General features: G+C 73.3%; 14 protein-coding genes. 6 read left to right on the forward strand and 8 right to left on the reverse strand.

Annotated features, from left to right (window positions below; genetic code table 11):
• Positions 1-3: 3 nt before the first annotated feature.
• A complete protein-coding gene (locus tag ACZ6R6_RS13245; RefSeq protein ID WP_470092996.1) occupies positions 4-1,731 on the forward strand; it encodes an alpha/beta fold hydrolase in 1,728 nt (575 codons plus the stop codon).
• Here ACZ6R6_RS13245 and ACZ6R6_RS13250 read toward each other — a convergent pair.
• The 4 genes from ACZ6R6_RS13250 to sigJ all read right to left on the reverse strand — a co-directional run bounded on the left by ACZ6R6_RS13250 (position 1,646) and on the right by sigJ (position 4,988).
• Positions 1,646-2,224, reverse strand: coding sequence for a TetR/AcrR family transcriptional regulator (locus tag ACZ6R6_RS13250; RefSeq protein WP_306866785.1), 579 nt, complete (start codon positions 2,222-2,224; stop codon positions 1,646-1,648). The two genes, ACZ6R6_RS13245 and ACZ6R6_RS13250, sit on opposite strands and share 86 nt — an antisense overlap.
• Before the next feature lie 180 nt (positions 2,225-2,404).
• On the reverse strand, positions 2,405-3,100 hold the full coding sequence (locus ACZ6R6_RS13255; RefSeq protein ID WP_470092998.1) for a pyridoxamine 5'-phosphate oxidase family protein: 696 nt from the start codon (positions 3,098-3,100) through the stop codon (positions 2,405-2,407).
• A 557-nt stretch (positions 3,101-3,657) separates the two neighbouring features.
• A complete protein-coding gene (locus ACZ6R6_RS13260; protein WP_451931322.1) occupies positions 3,658-4,122 on the reverse strand; it encodes a carboxymuconolactone decarboxylase family protein in 465 nt (154 codons plus the stop codon).
• Positions 4,119-4,988, reverse strand: a complete 870-nt coding sequence (sigJ, locus tag ACZ6R6_RS13265; RefSeq protein ID WP_470093001.1) for an RNA polymerase sigma factor SigJ — start codon at positions 4,986-4,988, stop codon at positions 4,119-4,121. The genes ACZ6R6_RS13260 and sigJ overlap by 4 nt, the downstream gene beginning before the upstream one ends.
• A 112-nt stretch (positions 4,989-5,100) precedes the next feature.
• Between sigJ and ACZ6R6_RS13270 the strand changes: the two genes are divergently transcribed.
• From ACZ6R6_RS13270 to ACZ6R6_RS13285, 4 genes are all read left to right on the forward strand, one after another.
• A complete protein-coding gene (locus ACZ6R6_RS13270) occupies positions 5,101-8,640 on the forward strand; it encodes a protein kinase domain-containing protein (protein WP_470093003.1) in 3,540 nt (1,179 codons plus the stop codon).
• 37 nt (positions 8,641-8,677) lie between these two features.
• Positions 8,678-10,168, forward strand: a complete 1,491-nt coding sequence (locus tag ACZ6R6_RS13275) for a serine/threonine-protein kinase (protein WP_470093005.1) — start codon at positions 8,678-8,680, stop codon at positions 10,166-10,168.
• Positions 10,169-10,299: 131 nt separating this feature from the next.
• Positions 10,300-10,719, forward strand: a complete 420-nt coding sequence (locus ACZ6R6_RS13280; protein ID WP_470093007.1) for a sensor histidine kinase — start codon at positions 10,300-10,302, stop codon at positions 10,717-10,719.
• Positions 10,720-10,975: 256 nt separating this feature from the next.
• The gene (locus ACZ6R6_RS13285; RefSeq protein WP_306866808.1) at positions 10,976-11,233 is read left to right on the forward strand and encodes a hypothetical protein; all 258 of its coding nucleotides are present in this window, start codon (positions 10,976-10,978) and stop codon (positions 11,231-11,233) included.
• A gap of 323 nt (positions 11,234-11,556) precedes the next feature.
• Here the strand turns inward: ACZ6R6_RS13285 and ACZ6R6_RS13290 are convergent, their stop codons facing one another.
• Positions 11,557-11,796, reverse strand: coding sequence for a hypothetical protein (locus ACZ6R6_RS13290; RefSeq protein WP_470093009.1), 240 nt, complete (start codon positions 11,794-11,796; stop codon positions 11,557-11,559).
• Between the two features lie 804 nt (positions 11,797-12,600).
• Positions 12,601-13,272, reverse strand: a complete 672-nt coding sequence (locus ACZ6R6_RS13295) for an NADPH-dependent F420 reductase (RefSeq protein WP_470093011.1) — start codon at positions 13,270-13,272, stop codon at positions 12,601-12,603.
• A gap of 47 nt (positions 13,273-13,319) precedes the next feature.
• On the opposite strand from ACZ6R6_RS13295, the gene ACZ6R6_RS13300 reads away from it, so the two are divergent.
• A complete protein-coding gene (locus ACZ6R6_RS13300) occupies positions 13,320-13,715 on the forward strand; it encodes a winged helix-turn-helix transcriptional regulator (protein WP_470093013.1) in 396 nt (131 codons plus the stop codon).
• A gap of 114 nt (positions 13,716-13,829) precedes the next feature.
• On the opposite strand, the gene ACZ6R6_RS13305 is transcribed toward ACZ6R6_RS13300, so the two are convergent.
• Both ACZ6R6_RS13305 and ACZ6R6_RS13310 read right to left on the reverse strand, forming a co-directional pair.
• Positions 13,830-14,993, reverse strand: a complete 1,164-nt coding sequence (locus ACZ6R6_RS13305; protein ID WP_451933904.1) for a low temperature requirement protein A — start codon at positions 14,991-14,993, stop codon at positions 13,830-13,832.
• 222 nt (positions 14,994-15,215) lie between these two features.
• Positions 15,216-16,013: a DoxX family protein gene (locus tag ACZ6R6_RS13310; RefSeq protein ID WP_470093015.1), complete on the reverse strand. Its 798-nt coding sequence runs from the start codon at positions 16,011-16,013 to the stop codon at positions 15,216-15,218.
• Positions 16,014-16,038: the final 25 nt, after the last annotated feature.

The following is a 16,038-nucleotide window of genomic DNA, read 5'->3' on the forward strand; positions in this document are numbered from 1 at the left end:
CGTGTGACGACCGACTCCATCGTCTTCGGAGCCGCGGGGTTCGTCGGCCGCTCCCTGGTCGCGGAGCTGCTGAGCCGCGGCCGCCGGGTGGCGGCCGCCGTGCGCGGGCCGGGGGAGCGGCTCACGTCCTGGCTCGCCGCGCAGGGGGTGGACACGGCCGGGCTGAACGTCGTCACCGCCGACGTCACCGCGCCCGGCCTCGGCCTCGCGGACACCGGGGGGCTGGAGGCGGTGCGCGACGTCTACAACGCCGCCGCCCGCTTCGCCTTCGGGCTGAGCGTCGAGGAGGCGAGGCGGGCCAACGTGACCGGGGCGCTCAACGTGACGGACTGGGCCGCCGCCCGGCCCGGCCTGCGCCGCCTGATCCACATCAGCGGCTACCGGGTCAGCGGCGGTGTGGCGGACTACCGCGCCGAGGGAGCCTACGAGGCGTCCAAGAAGGAGGCCGACGCGGCGGTGCGGATCCGGGCGCGCGAGCTGGGCGTCCCGCTGACGATCGTCAACCCCAGCACCGTGATCGGCCCCGGCCAGTTCATCGGCCTGGCCTCGCTCGTCGAGGACCTCTGGCGCGGGCGGCTCCCGGCGCTCCCCGGGGGCCCCGAGGTCTTCCTGCCCGTCGTCGAGAGCGGCTACTTCGCCCGCTTCATGGCCGCCGTGCCCGAGCACGAGGAGACCGAGGGGAGGGCCTACTGGGTTCTCGACGACGACACGCCGGACCTGCCGGAGCTGGTCGCCCTGGTCGCCGGCCATCTGGGCGTCCCCGCGCCCCGGCGGACGGTCCCGGTCGGGCTCCTGCGGCGGCTGCCCCGCGCGCTCACCGGGGTCGACCCCGAGACGCTGTCGTTCATGTCCGGCGACCGCTATGACACCGCCCCCGCCCTGGCCTTCGCGGAGCGGGCCGGGCTGCGCATGCCCCCGGCCGGGGAGGTGCTCCGGAGCTGGGCCGACGGGCTGGTCGGCAGCCGGTTCGGCGCGACCGCCCCGCCGCGCGGGCCGTACGGGTTCCAGGACGTGGCGGGGAGCCGGACCTGGGTGACGGGCGAGCGGGAGAGTCCCGAGTACGTGATGCTGCACGGGCTGCCGCTGGACGCCGGTTCGTGGGAGGAGGTCGGCGACCGGCTGGCCGTCCCGGTCCTGGCCGCCGACCTGCCCGGCCTGGGCCGTTCCGCGCCCGCCCGCTCGCTCGACGGCTGGACGGCGGCTCTGATGGCTCCGGTCAGGACACGGCCGGTGCTGGTCGGCCACTCCTTCGGCTGCGGACCCGTCCTGCGCTACGCGCGGGCCAACCCCGGCCGGGTGGCGGCCGTCGTCCTCGTCGCCCCCGCCTTCCTCCAACCGCCCTCGGGGTGGTTGCCACGTTCGAGGGCGGCCGTTCCGGCGCTGCGCCGGATGTCCAGGGCCCGGCTGGGGGAGCGCCTCGGCGTCCCGGCGGACGCGGTCGCGGACCTGCGCCGCCCGGGAGCGGCCCGCCGGGTGGTCGAGGCGATGCGCGCGGCCCACTCCGGGCGCTCGGAGCTGCGCCGGGTGCTCGACCAGGTCATGGAGGGTTCCGGAGTCCCGGTGACGATCGTCACCGGGTCGGCCGACCCGCTGGCCGTGGACGTGCCGGCTACCCTCGTCGAGGGCGCCGGGCACTATCCCCAGCTCACGCACCCTCACGAGCTGGCGGCTGCGCTCCGAGCAGCCGGTGGGCCAGCTCGCCCAGCGCCGCTGCGATCCGCCCGGGGCTGAGGTCCCGCTCGGTCCGCTGGTAGGTGTAAACCTCGGGGGCCAGTGGGGCGAGCACGACCTCGACCAGCGTGTCGGGGTCGGGCGCCCCGGCGGACGCCAGCAGCGAGCGCACGTGCAGCCGCCAGAAACCGTAGGCCCCGGTGGCGAAGCGCGAACGCCCGGTCTCGGTGCCCAGCACCAGATGGGCGTGGGCCTCCAGCAGCTCCACCATCGCCGCGTAGAACGCGGCCAGCCGTTCGGCGGGCGGCGCCCCCGGACCCAGTGGCGCCTGGCCGCCGATCAGCTTCTCCTGCAGGGCCTTCTCGTGCTCGTCGAGCATCGCGGTCGCGATCGCGGCCCGGTCGGGATAGCGGCGGTACAGCGTGCCGCGCCCCACTCCGGCCGCCCTGGCGATGTCGTCCATGGTGACGTTCGGCGCGCCCTTGGCCGCGAACAGCTGTCCGGCCGCCTCCAGGATGCGCGCCCGGTTGCGCGCGGCGTCTGCTCTCTCCATGCCCTCAGGGTATATGTGGACACGCTGTCCGGTACTGGCGGCCGTCACCTGGAGCCCGGAGCCCGGGCCCGGGCCTGGTGACGCGGTGGGCATGGCCGGGCCCGGCGGGTACGGCGGGCGGACTGTCGTGCCGGAGTCGGCGGCGGCCGGACTGTCGTGCCGGGGTCAGGAGAGCCGGGGTCAGGAGAGCCGGGTCCCCGCACGCCCGCCGATGTGATCGGGGACGGTGACGCCCTCCGGCAGCAGGGGGTCGGCGACCGGGGTCAGCCAGGTGGTGGCCAGCGGCAGCACGCCCGCCCACAGGCCCAGCCCGGCGTCCGGCCCGTCCCCGTCGCCGGGCGGACCCGAACTCACCTTGACCGACGCCTCCGCCAGGGAGATCGCCAGAATGGTCGTCGCGGCGAGCTCCTTGCGGCTGGGCGGCCTGGCGTAGTCCCACTGGCCCGGGGCGGCGTGCTCGGTGAGGATCCGCAGCGCGGCCGTCTTCTCCTCACCCTCCAGTCTGCGGGGCACGCCGTACACCATGGCGGAGCGGTAGTTGACGCCGTGCTCGAACACCGACCTGGCCAGGACCAGGCCGTCCACGTGGGTGACCGTCACGCAGACCGTGCCGGCGGACCCGCCCGCCGGCGCGGACGGGGGCTCGGCGGGCTCCCCCGTCGTCAGGCTCCGGCTGGCGACCGAGCCGTGGACGTAGAGATGGTCGGCGTCGAAGCCGTAGACCGTGGGCACCACCATCGGCACGCCGTCGCTCAGCACGCCGAGATGGCAGACGAACCCGGCACGCAGCACCTCGTACAGCGCGGCCCTGTCGGTCCGGCCGTTCTCACGGAGGCGACGGTGCCGGGTACGCTCGGTCGCGGACAGTCCGTTCATGAGGTGACATTCAAGCAGGCCCCGGAAAGAGAGAAGACCCGCGCACGGCGGGTCTTCGGAGATCGGGGGTCAGGCGGCGGGGGTGGGGCCGCCGGCGAGCGGGAACCGTAAGATGTTCCGCCCCGTGTAGGCGCGCAGGTCGACGACCTTGGTGTCCGCGGCGGTCTTGCGGCGTGTCACGGAGCGGATATCCCTGATCTTGAGCCGCGCTACGTATGGTGGCACGACCACAAGTCTCTTCATTGAGCCCCCCGGCGTGATGAATCCGTTATGCGAGATGTCTACAGATCACCCCGTAAAACCGCCGTAAAGAGCTGGTCAGTAGGGGAGCCGGCGGCCGGAGGGCGACCGCAGGTCCAGGTCGGGTGTGCGGGGCTGACGGAACCGGCGCTGCGGCCGGACGGTCCTGATGCGTCGCATGGTCTGCGCCCTCTCCTCGGACTCACCGTTCCTCGGGAAAACCGTGCTCACGTCGTCCGAGGCGCCGCCGCCTCCCGGGGAGGGCGGCTCGCACGGATGTCCGTGCGAGCCAACCTAGACCCGCGACACGACCCGGATCAACTGATTTGGTTACGCAAGGAACCCGCGACCGCACGGGTGGTGACGGCGATCCGGTTCCACGCGTTGATCGCCGCGATCGCTATCACCAGCGTGGCCAGCACCTCCGGCTCGTAGTGCCTGGCGGCCTCGTCCCACACGTGATCCGGCACCGTCTCCCCGCGGTCGCTGAGCCGGGTGGCCTCCTCGGCCAGCGCCAGCGCCGCGCGCTCGGCGTCGGTGTAGTACGGCGCCTCCCGCCAGGCGGCCACCGAGAACAGCCGCTCGTCGGTCTCGCCCGCCTTCTTGGCGTCGTGGCTGTGCATGTCCACGCAGAAGCCGCAGCCGTTGATCTGGCTGGCCCGCAGCTTCACCAGCTCCAGCGTGGCGTGCGGCAGCTTGCTGCCGGCCAGGAACTTCTCCAGGCCGAGCATGGCCTGGTAGCCCTCGGGGGCGAACTCCGCGACGTTCATCCGTGCCTTCATCGAACACTCCTCAGTTTCTCTGGGTTCATCACGATGTCGATCTCGGTGATCCGGCCGCCGGCCACGGTCAGCGCGTAGACGCCGCTGAGCGCTCCGTCCCGGAACCGCAGCAGCCCCGGCCGGCCGTTGACCGTGATCGGGGTGAACCGGCCCCCGGCGCCGAACCGCTCGGCCACCCCGGCGATGAAGCGGGCCACCCGGGCGGCGCCGCGGACCGGCCGCCTGGCCGCCCTGACCAGGCCGCCGCCGTCGCTGCGGAGCACCACATCGGGGTCGAGCAGGGCCGTCAGCGCGTCGATGTCACGGCCCTCGCTGGCCCGGGAGAACGCCTCGACCACCCTGCGGTGCTCGGCCGCGCCCACCTCGAACCGGGGCGCCCGGGCCGCGACGTGCTTGCGGGCGCGGGCGGCGAGCTGGCGGCAGGCGGCAGGGGTGCGCCCGACCGCCTGGGCCACCTCGTCGAACGGCAGCCCGAACACGTCGTGCAGCACGAACGCGGTGCGCTCGGCCGGGCTGAGCGACTCCAGCACCACCAGCATCGCCAGGCTCATCGACTCGTCCAGCGTCACCCGGTCGGCGGGGTCGGCCTCGACGGTCACCACCGGTTCGGGCAGCCACGGCCCGACGTACTCCTCCCGGCGCACGCGCGCCGAGCGCAGCACGTCCAGCGCGAGCCTGGAGACCGTCACCACCAGCCAGCCGGTGACGTCCTGGATCCGCGCGCGGTCCGCCCGGCCCAGCCGGAGCCAGGCGTCCTGGACCACGTCCTCGGCCTCGTCGAGGCTGCCGAGCAGGCCGTAGGCCACGCCCACCAGCCGGGGCCGGAGGGCGCCGAACTCGGCCGCGAGATCTTCATCGCTGTTCACACAGAGAGGACGAGACATCTCCTGAGTGTGTGACATCCGGAGAACTATGCTGCCCACCGGCGAGTCCAACAGGCCAGTGAACAGAGCATGAGACCGGTGAACGGAGTATGGGATGAGCACCGGGCTGATCGACGGGGATCCCCAACGGCTGGGCGACTACTGGCTGGCCGGGCGGCTGGGCGCCGGCGGCCAGGGCGTGGTCTACGAGGCCTACGACGCCGGGGGCAGGCGGGTCGCGGTCAAGGTGCTGCACGGCGACGCGGGCGCCGACCCCGAACTGCGCGACCGGTTCGGCCGCGAGGCCGCCGCCGCCCGGCGGGTCGCCTCGTTCTGCACGGCGGCCGTGATCGACGCCGACCTGGACGGTCCCCGGCCGTACATCGTCTCCGAATACGTCGAGGGCCCCAGCCTGCGCAGGGCGATCACCGACGGGCGCCGCTTCACCGGGGGTGACCTGCACCGCCTGGCGACCGCGGTCGCCACCGCGCTGACCGCCATCCACGACGCCGGGGTCATCCACCGCGACCTCAAGCCCGACAACGTGCTGCTCGGTCCGGACGGCCCCCGGGTGATCGACTTCGGCATCGCCCGGACGGTGGACATGTCGCTGACCGCCACCGGCATGGTGGCGGGCACCCCGACCTACATGGCCCCGGAGATCTTCATGGGCCAGCGCGCGGGCACCCCGGCCGACGTGTTCGCCTGGGGCGGGATCATGGTGTTCGCCGCGACCGGGGCCGACCCGTTCCGGGCCGAGAGCCTGGGCGGCGTCATGCACCGCGTGCTGTCCGTCCAGCCCCAGCTCGACATGCTGCCCGAACGGCTGCGCCCGTTCATCGCGGCCTCCCTCGCCAAGGATCCGCAGGCCAGGCCGTCGGCCAGGGAGCTGCTGCTGGCCCTGGTCAGCGACGACGGCCGGCTCGACACCCCGAAGCTGCTGGCGGCGGGCAGCAGCGCCGGAGCGCAGATCCGCGCCGCCTCCGCGGACCCGGCGCTCGGCGCCCTCGCCGAGGACGCCTACACCGCGCTCGGCCCGGCCGAGCGCGAGGTCGCCCCCGAGGTGTTCCTCCGGATGGTCACCGTGACCGACGACGGCGAGCCGGCCGTACGGCGGGCGCAGTGGGGCGAGCTCCTCGACGGGCGGCCCGAGAGCGAGGCGACCGCCGTCCGGCGGGTGCTCCAGGTCTTCGCCTACCTGGTCACTCACGACGAGCAGGAGGTCTGGCTGTCCCGGCCGGCCCTGCCGCAGGCATGGCCCCGGCTGCGCCTGTGGGTCCAGGCCAACCGGGACGGCCTGGCCGTCCACCGGGGGATCCTCACCGCCGCCCGGCACTGGCAGGCCCAGGGCCGCCGCGACGGCGACCTGTTCCAGGGCAGCAGCCTGGAGAACGCCATGAGCTGGGCGGCCACCGGCCGCCGCAACATCACGCTGAGCCCGGTCGAACGCGACTTCCTGGAGGCCGGCGCCGCGCTCACCCGGCGCCGTGCCCGCCGGGGCCGGCTGCTGTCCATCACACTGGCCGCGCTGCTGGTGGTCGCGCTGGCCGCCGGGGCGCTCGCCCTGCAGCAGAGCAGGGTGGCCGAGGCGCGCAACGTCACCATCGCGCTCCAGCGCGACCAGGCGGGGGCCCGTCAGCTCGCCGCGACGGCGGAGTCACTGCGGGTCGCCGAGCCGGTCAGGGCCATGCTGCTCAGCGTGGCGGCCTGGCGGCTGGCCCCGGTGGCCGAGGCCAGGGCGAGCCTCACCGGCTCGCTCGCCCAGCGGGAGACGGCCACCTTCCACGACCCGGCCACCGCGATACAGACGCTCCGGGCGCTGAGCCGCGACGGGCGCACGCTCGTCAGCGCGGGCGGGGGCGAGGTGCGGATCTGGGACGTGCGGACGGGCCGGCGCACCGGCGGGTTCCGGGGGATCGGCGACGACCTGCGCGGGATCGCGCTGAGCCCGAGCGGCAGGCAGCTGGCGGTGATCAGCGGGCTGGAGCTGAAACTCTGGGACGTGGCCAGCGGCAGGCCGACCGGCGCGGCCCTCGCCGTCCAGGGACGCGAGGGCGGCGGCGACACCCAGGTCCACTTCGGCCAGGCCGAGGACCGGGTCCTGGTCACAGAGGGGGAGGGGCTGACGGTCTGGAACCCCGTGACCGGGGACAAGCAGTTCCCGTCCGCCGCGGGCGTCGACTTCGACACCTCCGCCGACGGCCGCGGGCTGGCCGTCGGCACCATCGACGGGCAGGCGGTGGCCTTCACCCTGGCGGGCCTGGACAGGATCTCGCTGGGGAGCCGGTGCGACACCTGCGGGATGCGCGTCGCCTACAGCCCGGACGGCAAGACCCTCGCGGTCGGCCGCGGCAAGACCGTCCAGCTGCGCGACGCCTTCACCGGGGCCGACCTGGGGCGCCCGTTCCCCCCGGGCAACGGCGGGACGCTGCGCTTCAGCCCCGACGGGCGCTTCCTGGCCGCGACGGACGAGACGAGCGTCAAGCTCTGGCGGGTCCAGGACGGCCGGCTCCTGCTCACCCAGAGGATCGAGGCGTTCATGCCCGCCGCGGCCTTCGACCCGGACGGGCGCACGCTGCGCTACCTCACCGAGGGGTCGGTCACCACCCTCGACATCACCGCGCTGACCAGGCCCGTCCCGCTCAAGGGCGCCGGAACCCACTGGGCCGCGCTGAGCCCGGACGGGCGCCTGCTCGCCTCCCGGGACAGCGGGGCGAGCGAGGTCCGGCTCTGGGACGTCCGGCGGCGCGAGCCCCTCGCCGCCCTGAAGGTGGGGCCCGAGGGCGCCGACGGCTACTTCGAGATGGCCTTCAGCGGCGACGGCAGGCGGCTGGCGGTCAACACCGGCGGGGCGAGCTCCAGGCTGACGATCTGGGACACCGCCACCTTCCGGCGGATCGCCGCCGTCGAGACCGCGCGCGGGGGCCAGGTGCCCGCCCTGGCGATGAACGCCGACGGCACCGCCGTGGCCGCCTACGTCCTGTACTACGACCCCGAGAAGGCGCCCAGCGGGGAGATCCACCTGTGGGACGTGCCCAGCGGCCGGCACCGCTGGTCCCTGGAGCAGGAATACGTCGAGGCGCTGAGGTTCACCCCGGACGGCAGGGCGATCGGGGTCGCCGGCGGGCAGCAGCGGTTGCTGGAGGTGGCGACCGGCAGACCCTTCGGCGAGACGTACGGCTCGCCGACCGTCAGCATCCCGGTGACCTCCATGGCCTTCAGCGCCGACGGCGCCCGCTCCGCCACCGCCGACCGGGTCGGGCGGATCTCGGTGTGGGAGACGGGTTCCAGGAGCCGGGTGGGCGCCCTGATCCGCGGTGGGGCCGAGGCCGGTACCGGGCTGGTCTACTCGCCGCGCGGCGACGTGGTCGCGGCCGGGGCCGGCCCGCAGTCGGTGGCGTTGTGGGACATCGCGACCGGGCGACGCCTGGGCCAGCCGATCGTGACGCACACCGGAGACCTCCGGTCGCTGGCGTTCACCGCCGACGGATCACGGCTGGTCACGGTCGACTCCGAAGGCGTCCTGGCCGAGCAGCCGGTCGATCCCGAGAAGGTGGCGCTCGCGGTCTGCGGGCGGGCCGGCCGTACCCTGTCGCGGAAGGAGTGGCGGACCTATCTGGCTGACATTCCGTATCGCGACGTATGCCCTGGTTAGCCCAAACTTTCCACCCTGAGATCGCATCCAAGCCCTTATGAGAGTCGCGGCGAGGCTGATCGAGGGGGATCCGCAGCACCTGGGGGCCTACCGGCTGGCCGGACGGCTGGGCGAGGGCTGCCGGGGCGTGGTCTACGAGGCGTACGACCCCGGTGGCCGGCGGGTGGCCCTGAAGGTGCTCAAGGGCGATCCGGAGCTGTGGGAGGGACTCGCCCGGGACGCCGCCGCGGCGGGCCGGGCGGCGCCGTTCTGCACGGCCGCCGTGCTCGACGCCGGCCACGCCGGTCGGAGACCGTACGTCGTCAGCGAATACGCGGAGGGCCCCAGCCTGCGCCGGGCCGGCCGGATCTTCGCCGGCGGCGACCTGCTCGGCCTCGCGACCGCGGTCGCCACCGCCCTGACCGCCCTGCACGGCGCCGGCGTGGTCCACGGAGACCTCACGCCGGACAACGTGCTGCTCGGCCCCGGCGGCCCCCGGGTCATCGACTTCGGGCTGGCGCGGACCCCGGCGATGTCGCTGACCTCGGCCCGCCTGGGGGCCGGTGCCCCGGCCTACGCGGCGCCCGAGTCCTTCACCGGAGAGGGGACGGGCGCCCCGGCGGACGTGTTCGCCTGGGGGGCGACCGTGCTCTACGCCGCGACCGGCGAGGATCCGTTCGCGGCGCCCACCCTGGACGCGGTGATGCGGCGGATCCTCCAGGCCGGGCCCGATCTGAGTCCCCTGCCCGGCACGCTGCGCGACCTGGCCGCCGCCGCGCTGGCCAGAGACCCCCGTGCCCGGCCCACGGCCCGTGAGCTGCTCACCGCCCTGGTCGCCGGGGAGAGCCGCGCTGAGCCCCCGCCCACCGCGCCCGGCGACGGGGCCTCCGGGATCGCGTGCGGCGGCCATGGGGCCTCCGGGACAGCCGGTGGCGGCGACAGGACTGCCGGCGTCCGGTGTGCGGGGGAGGTGGCTTCCGGTGTCCGGTGTGCGGAAGGGATGGCTTCCGGCGTCCGGTGTGCGGGGGAGGTGGCTTCCGGCGCCGTGCGCGGCGACCGCGGGTCCCCCGGCGCGGTGCCCGTGGCGGCGGATCCCCTGCTCGTCACCGGCGGTGACGTGGCGGCCAGGCTCCGCACCGCCTGTGACGATCCCGGGCTGGGCACCCTCGCGGAGGACGTCTACGCCGCCCTGGACCCGGCCGAGCGAGAGCTCGTCCGCGAGGTGTTCCTCCGGTTCGTCGTGCTGCCCGCCGGCGGCGGGCTGGTGACCCGGGAGGTGAGAGCTCCCCGGGCGGGGACCGAGGCCCGGGTCGTCGAGGCGTTCGACTGCCTGGTCGTCCGCCGGGGAGGCGAGGTCGCCCTGGCCCATCCGGCGCTGCCGTACGCCTGGCCCCGGCTGCGAGAGTGGATCGAGGCCGACCGCCACCGTCTCATGGCGCGCGCCGGACGCGTCCGCCCGGTGCCGCTCGCCCTGATCATTCTGGTGGTGTCCGCCCTGGCCATCGCGGTGGCGGCCTTCGGAACGGCCGTCTTCGGGGTGGCGTCCTGAGCGGCGCTTCCCAGCGCCGGGCACGATAATCACCCGAGCGAATGAGGTGAATCACCCTGATGGCGGACGCCCCCGCGACAGCCGATCACCTACAGTCTCGGCCGGAGGAGACGACGCAGGGGGAAGTTTCGATGCTCAAACTGTCCGATGCGAGTGACTTCACGGGTGAGGGCCTGACCCAGGCCCTGGAGAGCTACCTGGCCCGCTGGGGCGAGCGGACCGGCATCGTCGTCGAGACATGGGCGCTGCCCGGTACGGCCGTGCCGCGGGACCTGGCCCGGGCGGTGTACGCGACGGTTCTCGAAGCCCTCGCCAACGTCGAACGGCACAGCGGTGCCCGGCACGTCTCCGTCGCGGTCACGCTGAGCGCGAGCGGCCTGCGCATGACCGTCAGCGACGACGGCGCGGGGTTCGCCGCCGACCGGTCCCACCGGTCCGGGGGGAGAGGCCTGGCCGCCATGCGGGCCTGTCTCGCCGAGGTGGGCGGCTCCTTGACGATCAACTCCGTTCCCGCAGGCGGCACCACGGTAACGGGGGCCGTCCCCGTGTGAAGGCCGTCCGCCCCGGGCGGCGGCCGCTTCCGGGATGGGCCGCTCACCCGCCGGGTTCGGGCGGAACGCCCGCGGCCGTTGGCCCGGGTGTGGTCCGCGAATGACGGGCCCAACTGTCGACCGTGATCCATGGCGTGACGCTTTCCCGGAGCCGGAAACTAGTTTGCGCAGGTAAGGGCATATACAAGCCGCCTGATCAGGTCGGAGACGATCACTCGTGCCCGGCCCGGATGAACCGACGTTTTCGGGGGGAAACATGGCGCAGTGTGAGGTCTGCGGCAACGACTATGACATGAGTTTCGAGGTGCACGCCCAGGGGGCCGTGCACGTCTTCGACAGCTTCGAATGCGCGATCCAGCGGATGGCGCCGATCTGCGAGCGCTGCGGGGTCCGCGTCGTCGGGCACGGGGTCCAGGCCGGCCGGCGCTGGTTCTGCTGCGCGCACTGCGCCCGCGAGGAGGGCGCGGACACGATCGTCGACCGGGTCGGCATCCCCACCCAGCAGGGCGCGTAGGGAGGCGACTGCCGTTCAGCCCGCCGTCAGGTCGGGCGGCGGGCGCCACTCAGCGGGAGAACGGCCGTCAAGCCCGGTGGGTGAACGACCGTCAGCGTGGACGGACAGACGGACGGCCGGACGACCGCCGTCGGCGCGGCTCACCGAGACGGTGAGCGGTCCGCCTGCCGCCTGCCGCCTGCCGTCTGTCGTCTGTCGCTTGCCGGCGCCGCCGGCCGGACAGGTGTCGCCCGGATACGACTGCTCCAGGCGTCCCATGACACCTGTGCCGTGGGCCCGGCACGAATGATCGTGCCGGGCCCACGGACGGTTTGAAACTCAGATCAGCTCAGCGGCCAGCAGGTGGCGTGAGAGGTGATCTGGGCGGGCAGGACGCCGGAGTTCCTGGCCGTCACGGTCCAGGAGTTGTTGGCGTTGTCGGCCCGGTCGACGGGGACGATCAACCCGTCCGGGTTCACGTATCCACCATTGATCAGCGTCGTGTTCACCGGGCAGATGGCAACGGCGGTCCCGACGTCGTCACCGTCGATCGTGACGGTCTCGTCGACGTCCTGAGGAGCCACGATGACACCCGCAGGCCCCTGCGGACCCTGTGGACCTTGCTCGCCTTGTGGGCCGGTGTCGCCCTTGGGGCCCCTGGTCGCCGGTGTCTCCTTTGGGCCCTCGCGGACCGGCGGGCCCCGGAAGGCCCCGGGGGCCGGGCGGACCTTCGACGTTCCACACGATCCGCGTCTCGTCGATGAAGCACGTGGTGATCCCGGTACCGAGGACGCGGGGCCTTCCCTTGGTCGGCCCGAAGGACTTCACGCAGGCGTAAACCGTTGCGGGGTCGTTGGCCGGCACGGACGCCGCACTGGCCACGGCACCGGCCTGGGCGGCCGCCATCGCGACCGCGACGGCAAGCAGCCGGCTACCGAAGAGGACTTTGATTGCTGTGCCACTCCTGTCTCAATTCTGCACGTTTTGATTGAAATGTTGCCCGGTGAATAGCCTGCGAGTCGAACCTGCGCTGTGATTCCAGAATGGCCGGACAATTCCCGATCGCACCACGCGTGCCTAGGATGTCCGTTGAGCGAGTTTCTTCCCGCCGGATGACTTCACCAGCAAATCCGTATCCAGAAGTGGGCAGGTGACCAGAACGTGACGGTGAACGGAGATTCAAGATCGAATAACGCGCGATCCCCTTGTGGGTAGCGATTTGGTGGCGTTAGATCTTCTGGCGCCATGGAAGGACATGGGGGCCTTTGATCTTGCCGTGGAATGTCGTCGGCGCTAGGAAATAAAGCCATCTGTTCTTCTATGGCGGATCTGTCGGTCCGCAACTCCGTTACGCCGGTGAATGGCCGCCGTTACGGCGGCCATTCCGGTCAGGGTCTCCCGAAGGCGAATTCCAGCGGCGGCAGCACCGCCTGGGCGTCCGCGCCGCCGAACCACAGGCCGATCATGAACGCCGCCGTCGCCTCGAGCAGCCCGGCACGCTCCAGGCCGCCGCCCTCGACCGCCACGCATCCCAGGTCCTCGACCAGTGAGCGCGTGGTCGCCAGCGCGTCGTCGTCGTCCCCGCACAGCGGTACGGCCAGCGGGGTGCCGTGGAAGACGGGCGGCGTCATCCGCCAGACGTCCTCGTGGCACAGGTTGAAGGCCTTGACGACGCGGGCGCCGACGGCGGTCGCGGCGACGCGCTCGGCCATCGACGGCCCGCCCTCCGTCGCGAGGGTGAACCGCTCCGGAACGACCGGGTTGGTGCAGTCGATCAGCACGCGCCCGCGCAGCGTCCCGCCGGCGGCGCCGGCCGCCTCCAGGACGTCGAGCGCCGCGTGATCGCGGATGGCCAGCAGCACCACCTCGCCGGCCGTCGCGGCCTCGGTCCAGGTGCCCGCGCGCGCGGCCGGGCCGAGGCGTTCGGCGAGGGCGGCGACCTTCGCCGGGTCCCGGCCGCTCAGCGTCAACTCGTGTCCCGCGCGGATCCACTGCGTTCCGAGCGCGTCCGCCATGCGGCCCGCGCCGAGGATGCCGATACGCATCCGTCCTCCTGTCATCTGGCTGATGTAGGGACGAATGTAGAAAACTCATTACGCACCATCCGGTGCGTAACGCCTCAGCGATACTGGAGGACCCCGGCGTGTTCCTCGCCGACTGCCGTGCCCGGCTCGCCTTCGACCTGATCGGCAACACCTGGAGCGCCGTCGTCGTCTGGGCTCTGCGGGCCGGTCCGTGCCGGCCCGGTGATCTGCGGGAGCACATCGGGGGGATCAGCGCGAAGGTCCTCACCGAGACCCTCCGCAGGCTGGAGTACAACGGCCTCGTCTCCCGCCGCGCCTACGCCGAGGCGCCTCCGCGGGTCGAGTACGAGCTCACCGACCTGGGCCGCACCCTGGTGCCGCTGATCGAGGCTTTCGGGGAATGGGCGTTCGACCACGGAGACGAGGTCCTCGACGCCCAGGACCAGGCTGAGAGTCTCGAACGCCCAGGACCGGGCTGAGAGTCTCGCGGCCCGTGACCGGGCCGAGGTCCTCGCTGCCCGAGAGCGCGCCGGGGGCCTCCCCGCCCCCCGGCCGCCGTCCGCGCGGCGGCCGGGGGGGCGACGGCCGGCCGGTCAGTGGCCGGACGGTTCCAGAACGTGACCACGGGGGGCCGAGCGCCGCTCCAGCACGATCACCATGGCCACCAGCGCGACCAGCGCGGTGAGCTGTGCGAGGGCCGACCAGAGCCCGAGGGCGACCGTCACGAGTGAGATCAGGGCGCCGCCGTTCCTCAGCCGGTTGCCTGTGATGCCCAGGACCCGGCGGAACCAGGCGTTGCCCGCCAGGAACAGCGCGACGCCCACGGCCAGGGTGACGGCGGCGGATGGCTTCAGCGGATCGACCGGGTGGCCGATCAGCTTCTTGACCCCGGCGGCGACCGCGACGACGCCCAGCAGAATCGGGATGTGGGCGTAGAAGTAGGCGCCGAGGATCAGCCGGGTGCGCCGGACCGGCTCGGCCCCGGCCAGAGCGTGCTCGGCGCGCGGCTCGTCGTCCCCGCCGAAGTAGATCCACCACAGGCAGGCCGTCAGCGCGAGGCCGAGTGTCGCCGCCAGGCCGAGGGTGAAGCCGATGTGCAGCCCCTTGGCGCCGATGCCGATCGCCACGATCGACTCGCCGAGCACCACGATCACCAGCAGGCCGTGGCGCTCCACGATGTGAGCGGCCTTGAGGGCGAAGCCCTTCTGCCCGATGAAGTAGGGGCTGCCCCACAGCAGCAGCACCGCGGCACCCCAGAGCAGGTAGTTGTACGGCGCGCCGACGAAGCTCGCCACGCCGATCAGCGCGACCCCGCAGAGGTTGAACGGGATCACCCGGGCGAAGGCCGAGGTGGCCTGCAGGTACAGTCCGGCGTGGACGGTGATCAGCAGCAGGTAGCCGACCGCGAACGCCACGCCGTCGCCGTCGAACACCGACGGGATCGACAGCGCGACGATCATGAAACCAGCCATGCCCAACAGGGTCAGCACCCGGCGGGCGGGCCGTACCGGGGGGACGACGTTGGTCAGCCAGGCGTAGCCCGCGTACATCCACCAGATGACGCCGAACACCAGCAGCACGCGCAGCGCGCCTTCGAGGGGCCGGCCGTCCTGCAGCCCGTCCGCCAGAAGGCTGGTGAGCTGGGTGACGGTGAAGACGAAGACCAGGTCGAAGAAGAGTTCGAGTGTGGAGACGCGGAGCTCACCCTCCGCGGGGGCGGGTTCGACCCGCTCGGTGAACCAGCCGGGCAGACGCATGCGCCCATTGTGGGGAATCAGTCGACCGTTATGTGCGTATACGGAGTTAATTATGCGGACAGCGTGATCATGTTCGCCGGTTGACCCGCCGAGCCCGGCCCGGGGCCGTGGCAAGAGACCGGCGCCGGCGCCGAGGCAGCCCCCTCCGCCCCGATGGGGCGGCTCCTCCCTCTCCGGACCTGCTTCTTCGGGACCTGCGTCCGTCTCAGGACGGCGTCCGCCTCAGGTGCCGTCGCCGTCTCGGGCGGGACCGTCCTTCTGCCCGGCCACCAGGGTGTCGGCGCTCTGGCCGGGGTGGGAGCCGGGCTCCGGCTCGCCCGCCGTGCTGCGGCGGCGCGCCCGGGGCGGGAGGGCGGGGGACTCCGGGCCGTCCCCGCCGGGCTCGGCGCCGTCCGCGGGGGCGGTCTGGGCAGGCTTCCCGGTCCTGCCGGCCCGTGCCGGCCGCTCCGCCTGGACCGTCTTCCCGGCCCGGACCGGCTGCTCCGCCGCCTCCGCCGCCTCCGCCGGGGCGGACGGGGAGGGCTGGGCGGGCCCGAGGGCCTCCGGCTCGCGCAGTGCGGCGATGACGTCGTCGGCCTCGGCCTCGGCGGCGAAGTCCTCGGCGGCCTCGGCCTCACGCCGCTTGATCACCACCATGTGGTCGACCGACAGGCGGCCTGCGCCGCCGACCGCCAGGAGGATGGAGGCCGCGCCGAGCGCCACGACCAGGTTGACGTCGCCGCCGGTCAGCGGCAGGCCCTGATCGCCACTGGCCAGGACGAACACGGCGACCGCCTCGGCGAACAGCAGCAGCCCGCAGGCCGGTACGGCGAGCCCGGCCACGAGCAGGGCTCCGCCGATGAGCTCCATGAGCATCGTGGTGGCGGCCCAGACACCGGGGGCGGGGGCGCCCAGGGTGGCGAACTGGTCACCGGTGGCGGTCAGCCCCGCCTCCAGTTTGTGCCACCCGTTGGCGAAGAAGATCCCGCCCACCCCCAGCCTGGCGGCCAGGGCGGCGAGATCGTGGAGGGTTCGTCGCACGGTTCCTCATTCTGGTCAGATTCCC

It is taken from the genome of Streptosporangium sp. NPDC048886, from assembly GCF_055586905.1.

Bases quoted from the DNA above. Each gene is read 5' to 3' on its own strand.
- ACZ6R6_RS13280 (WP_470093007.1), top strand. From the start codon at position 10,300: ATGCTCAAACTGTCCGATGCGAGTGACTTCACGGGTGAGGGCCTGACC.
- ACZ6R6_RS13305 (WP_451933904.1), bottom strand. From the start codon at position 14,993: ATGCGTCTGCCCGGCTGGTTCACCGAGCGGGTCGAACCCGCCCCCGCG.
- ACZ6R6_RS13270 (WP_470093003.1), top strand. From the start codon at position 5,101: ATGAGCACCGGGCTGATCGACGGGGATCCCCAACGGCTGGGCGACTAC.
- ACZ6R6_RS13285 (WP_306866808.1), top strand. From the start codon at position 10,976: ATGGCGCAGTGTGAGGTCTGCGGCAACGACTATGACATGAGTTTCGAG.
- ACZ6R6_RS13260 (WP_451931322.1), bottom strand. From the start codon at position 4,122: ATGAAGGCACGGATGAACGTCGCGGAGTTCGCCCCCGAGGGCTACCAG.
- ACZ6R6_RS13255 (WP_470092998.1), bottom strand. From the start codon at position 3,100: ATGAACGGACTGTCCGCGACCGAGCGTACCCGGCACCGTCGCCTCCGT.
- ACZ6R6_RS13275 (WP_470093005.1), top strand. From the start codon at position 8,678: ATGAGAGTCGCGGCGAGGCTGATCGAGGGGGATCCGCAGCACCTGGGG.
- ACZ6R6_RS13295 (WP_470093011.1), bottom strand. From the start codon at position 13,272: ATGACAGGAGGACGGATGCGTATCGGCATCCTCGGCGCGGGCCGCATG.
- ACZ6R6_RS13250 (WP_306866785.1), bottom strand. From the start codon at position 2,224: ATGGAGAGAGCAGACGCCGCGCGCAACCGGGCGCGCATCCTGGAGGCG.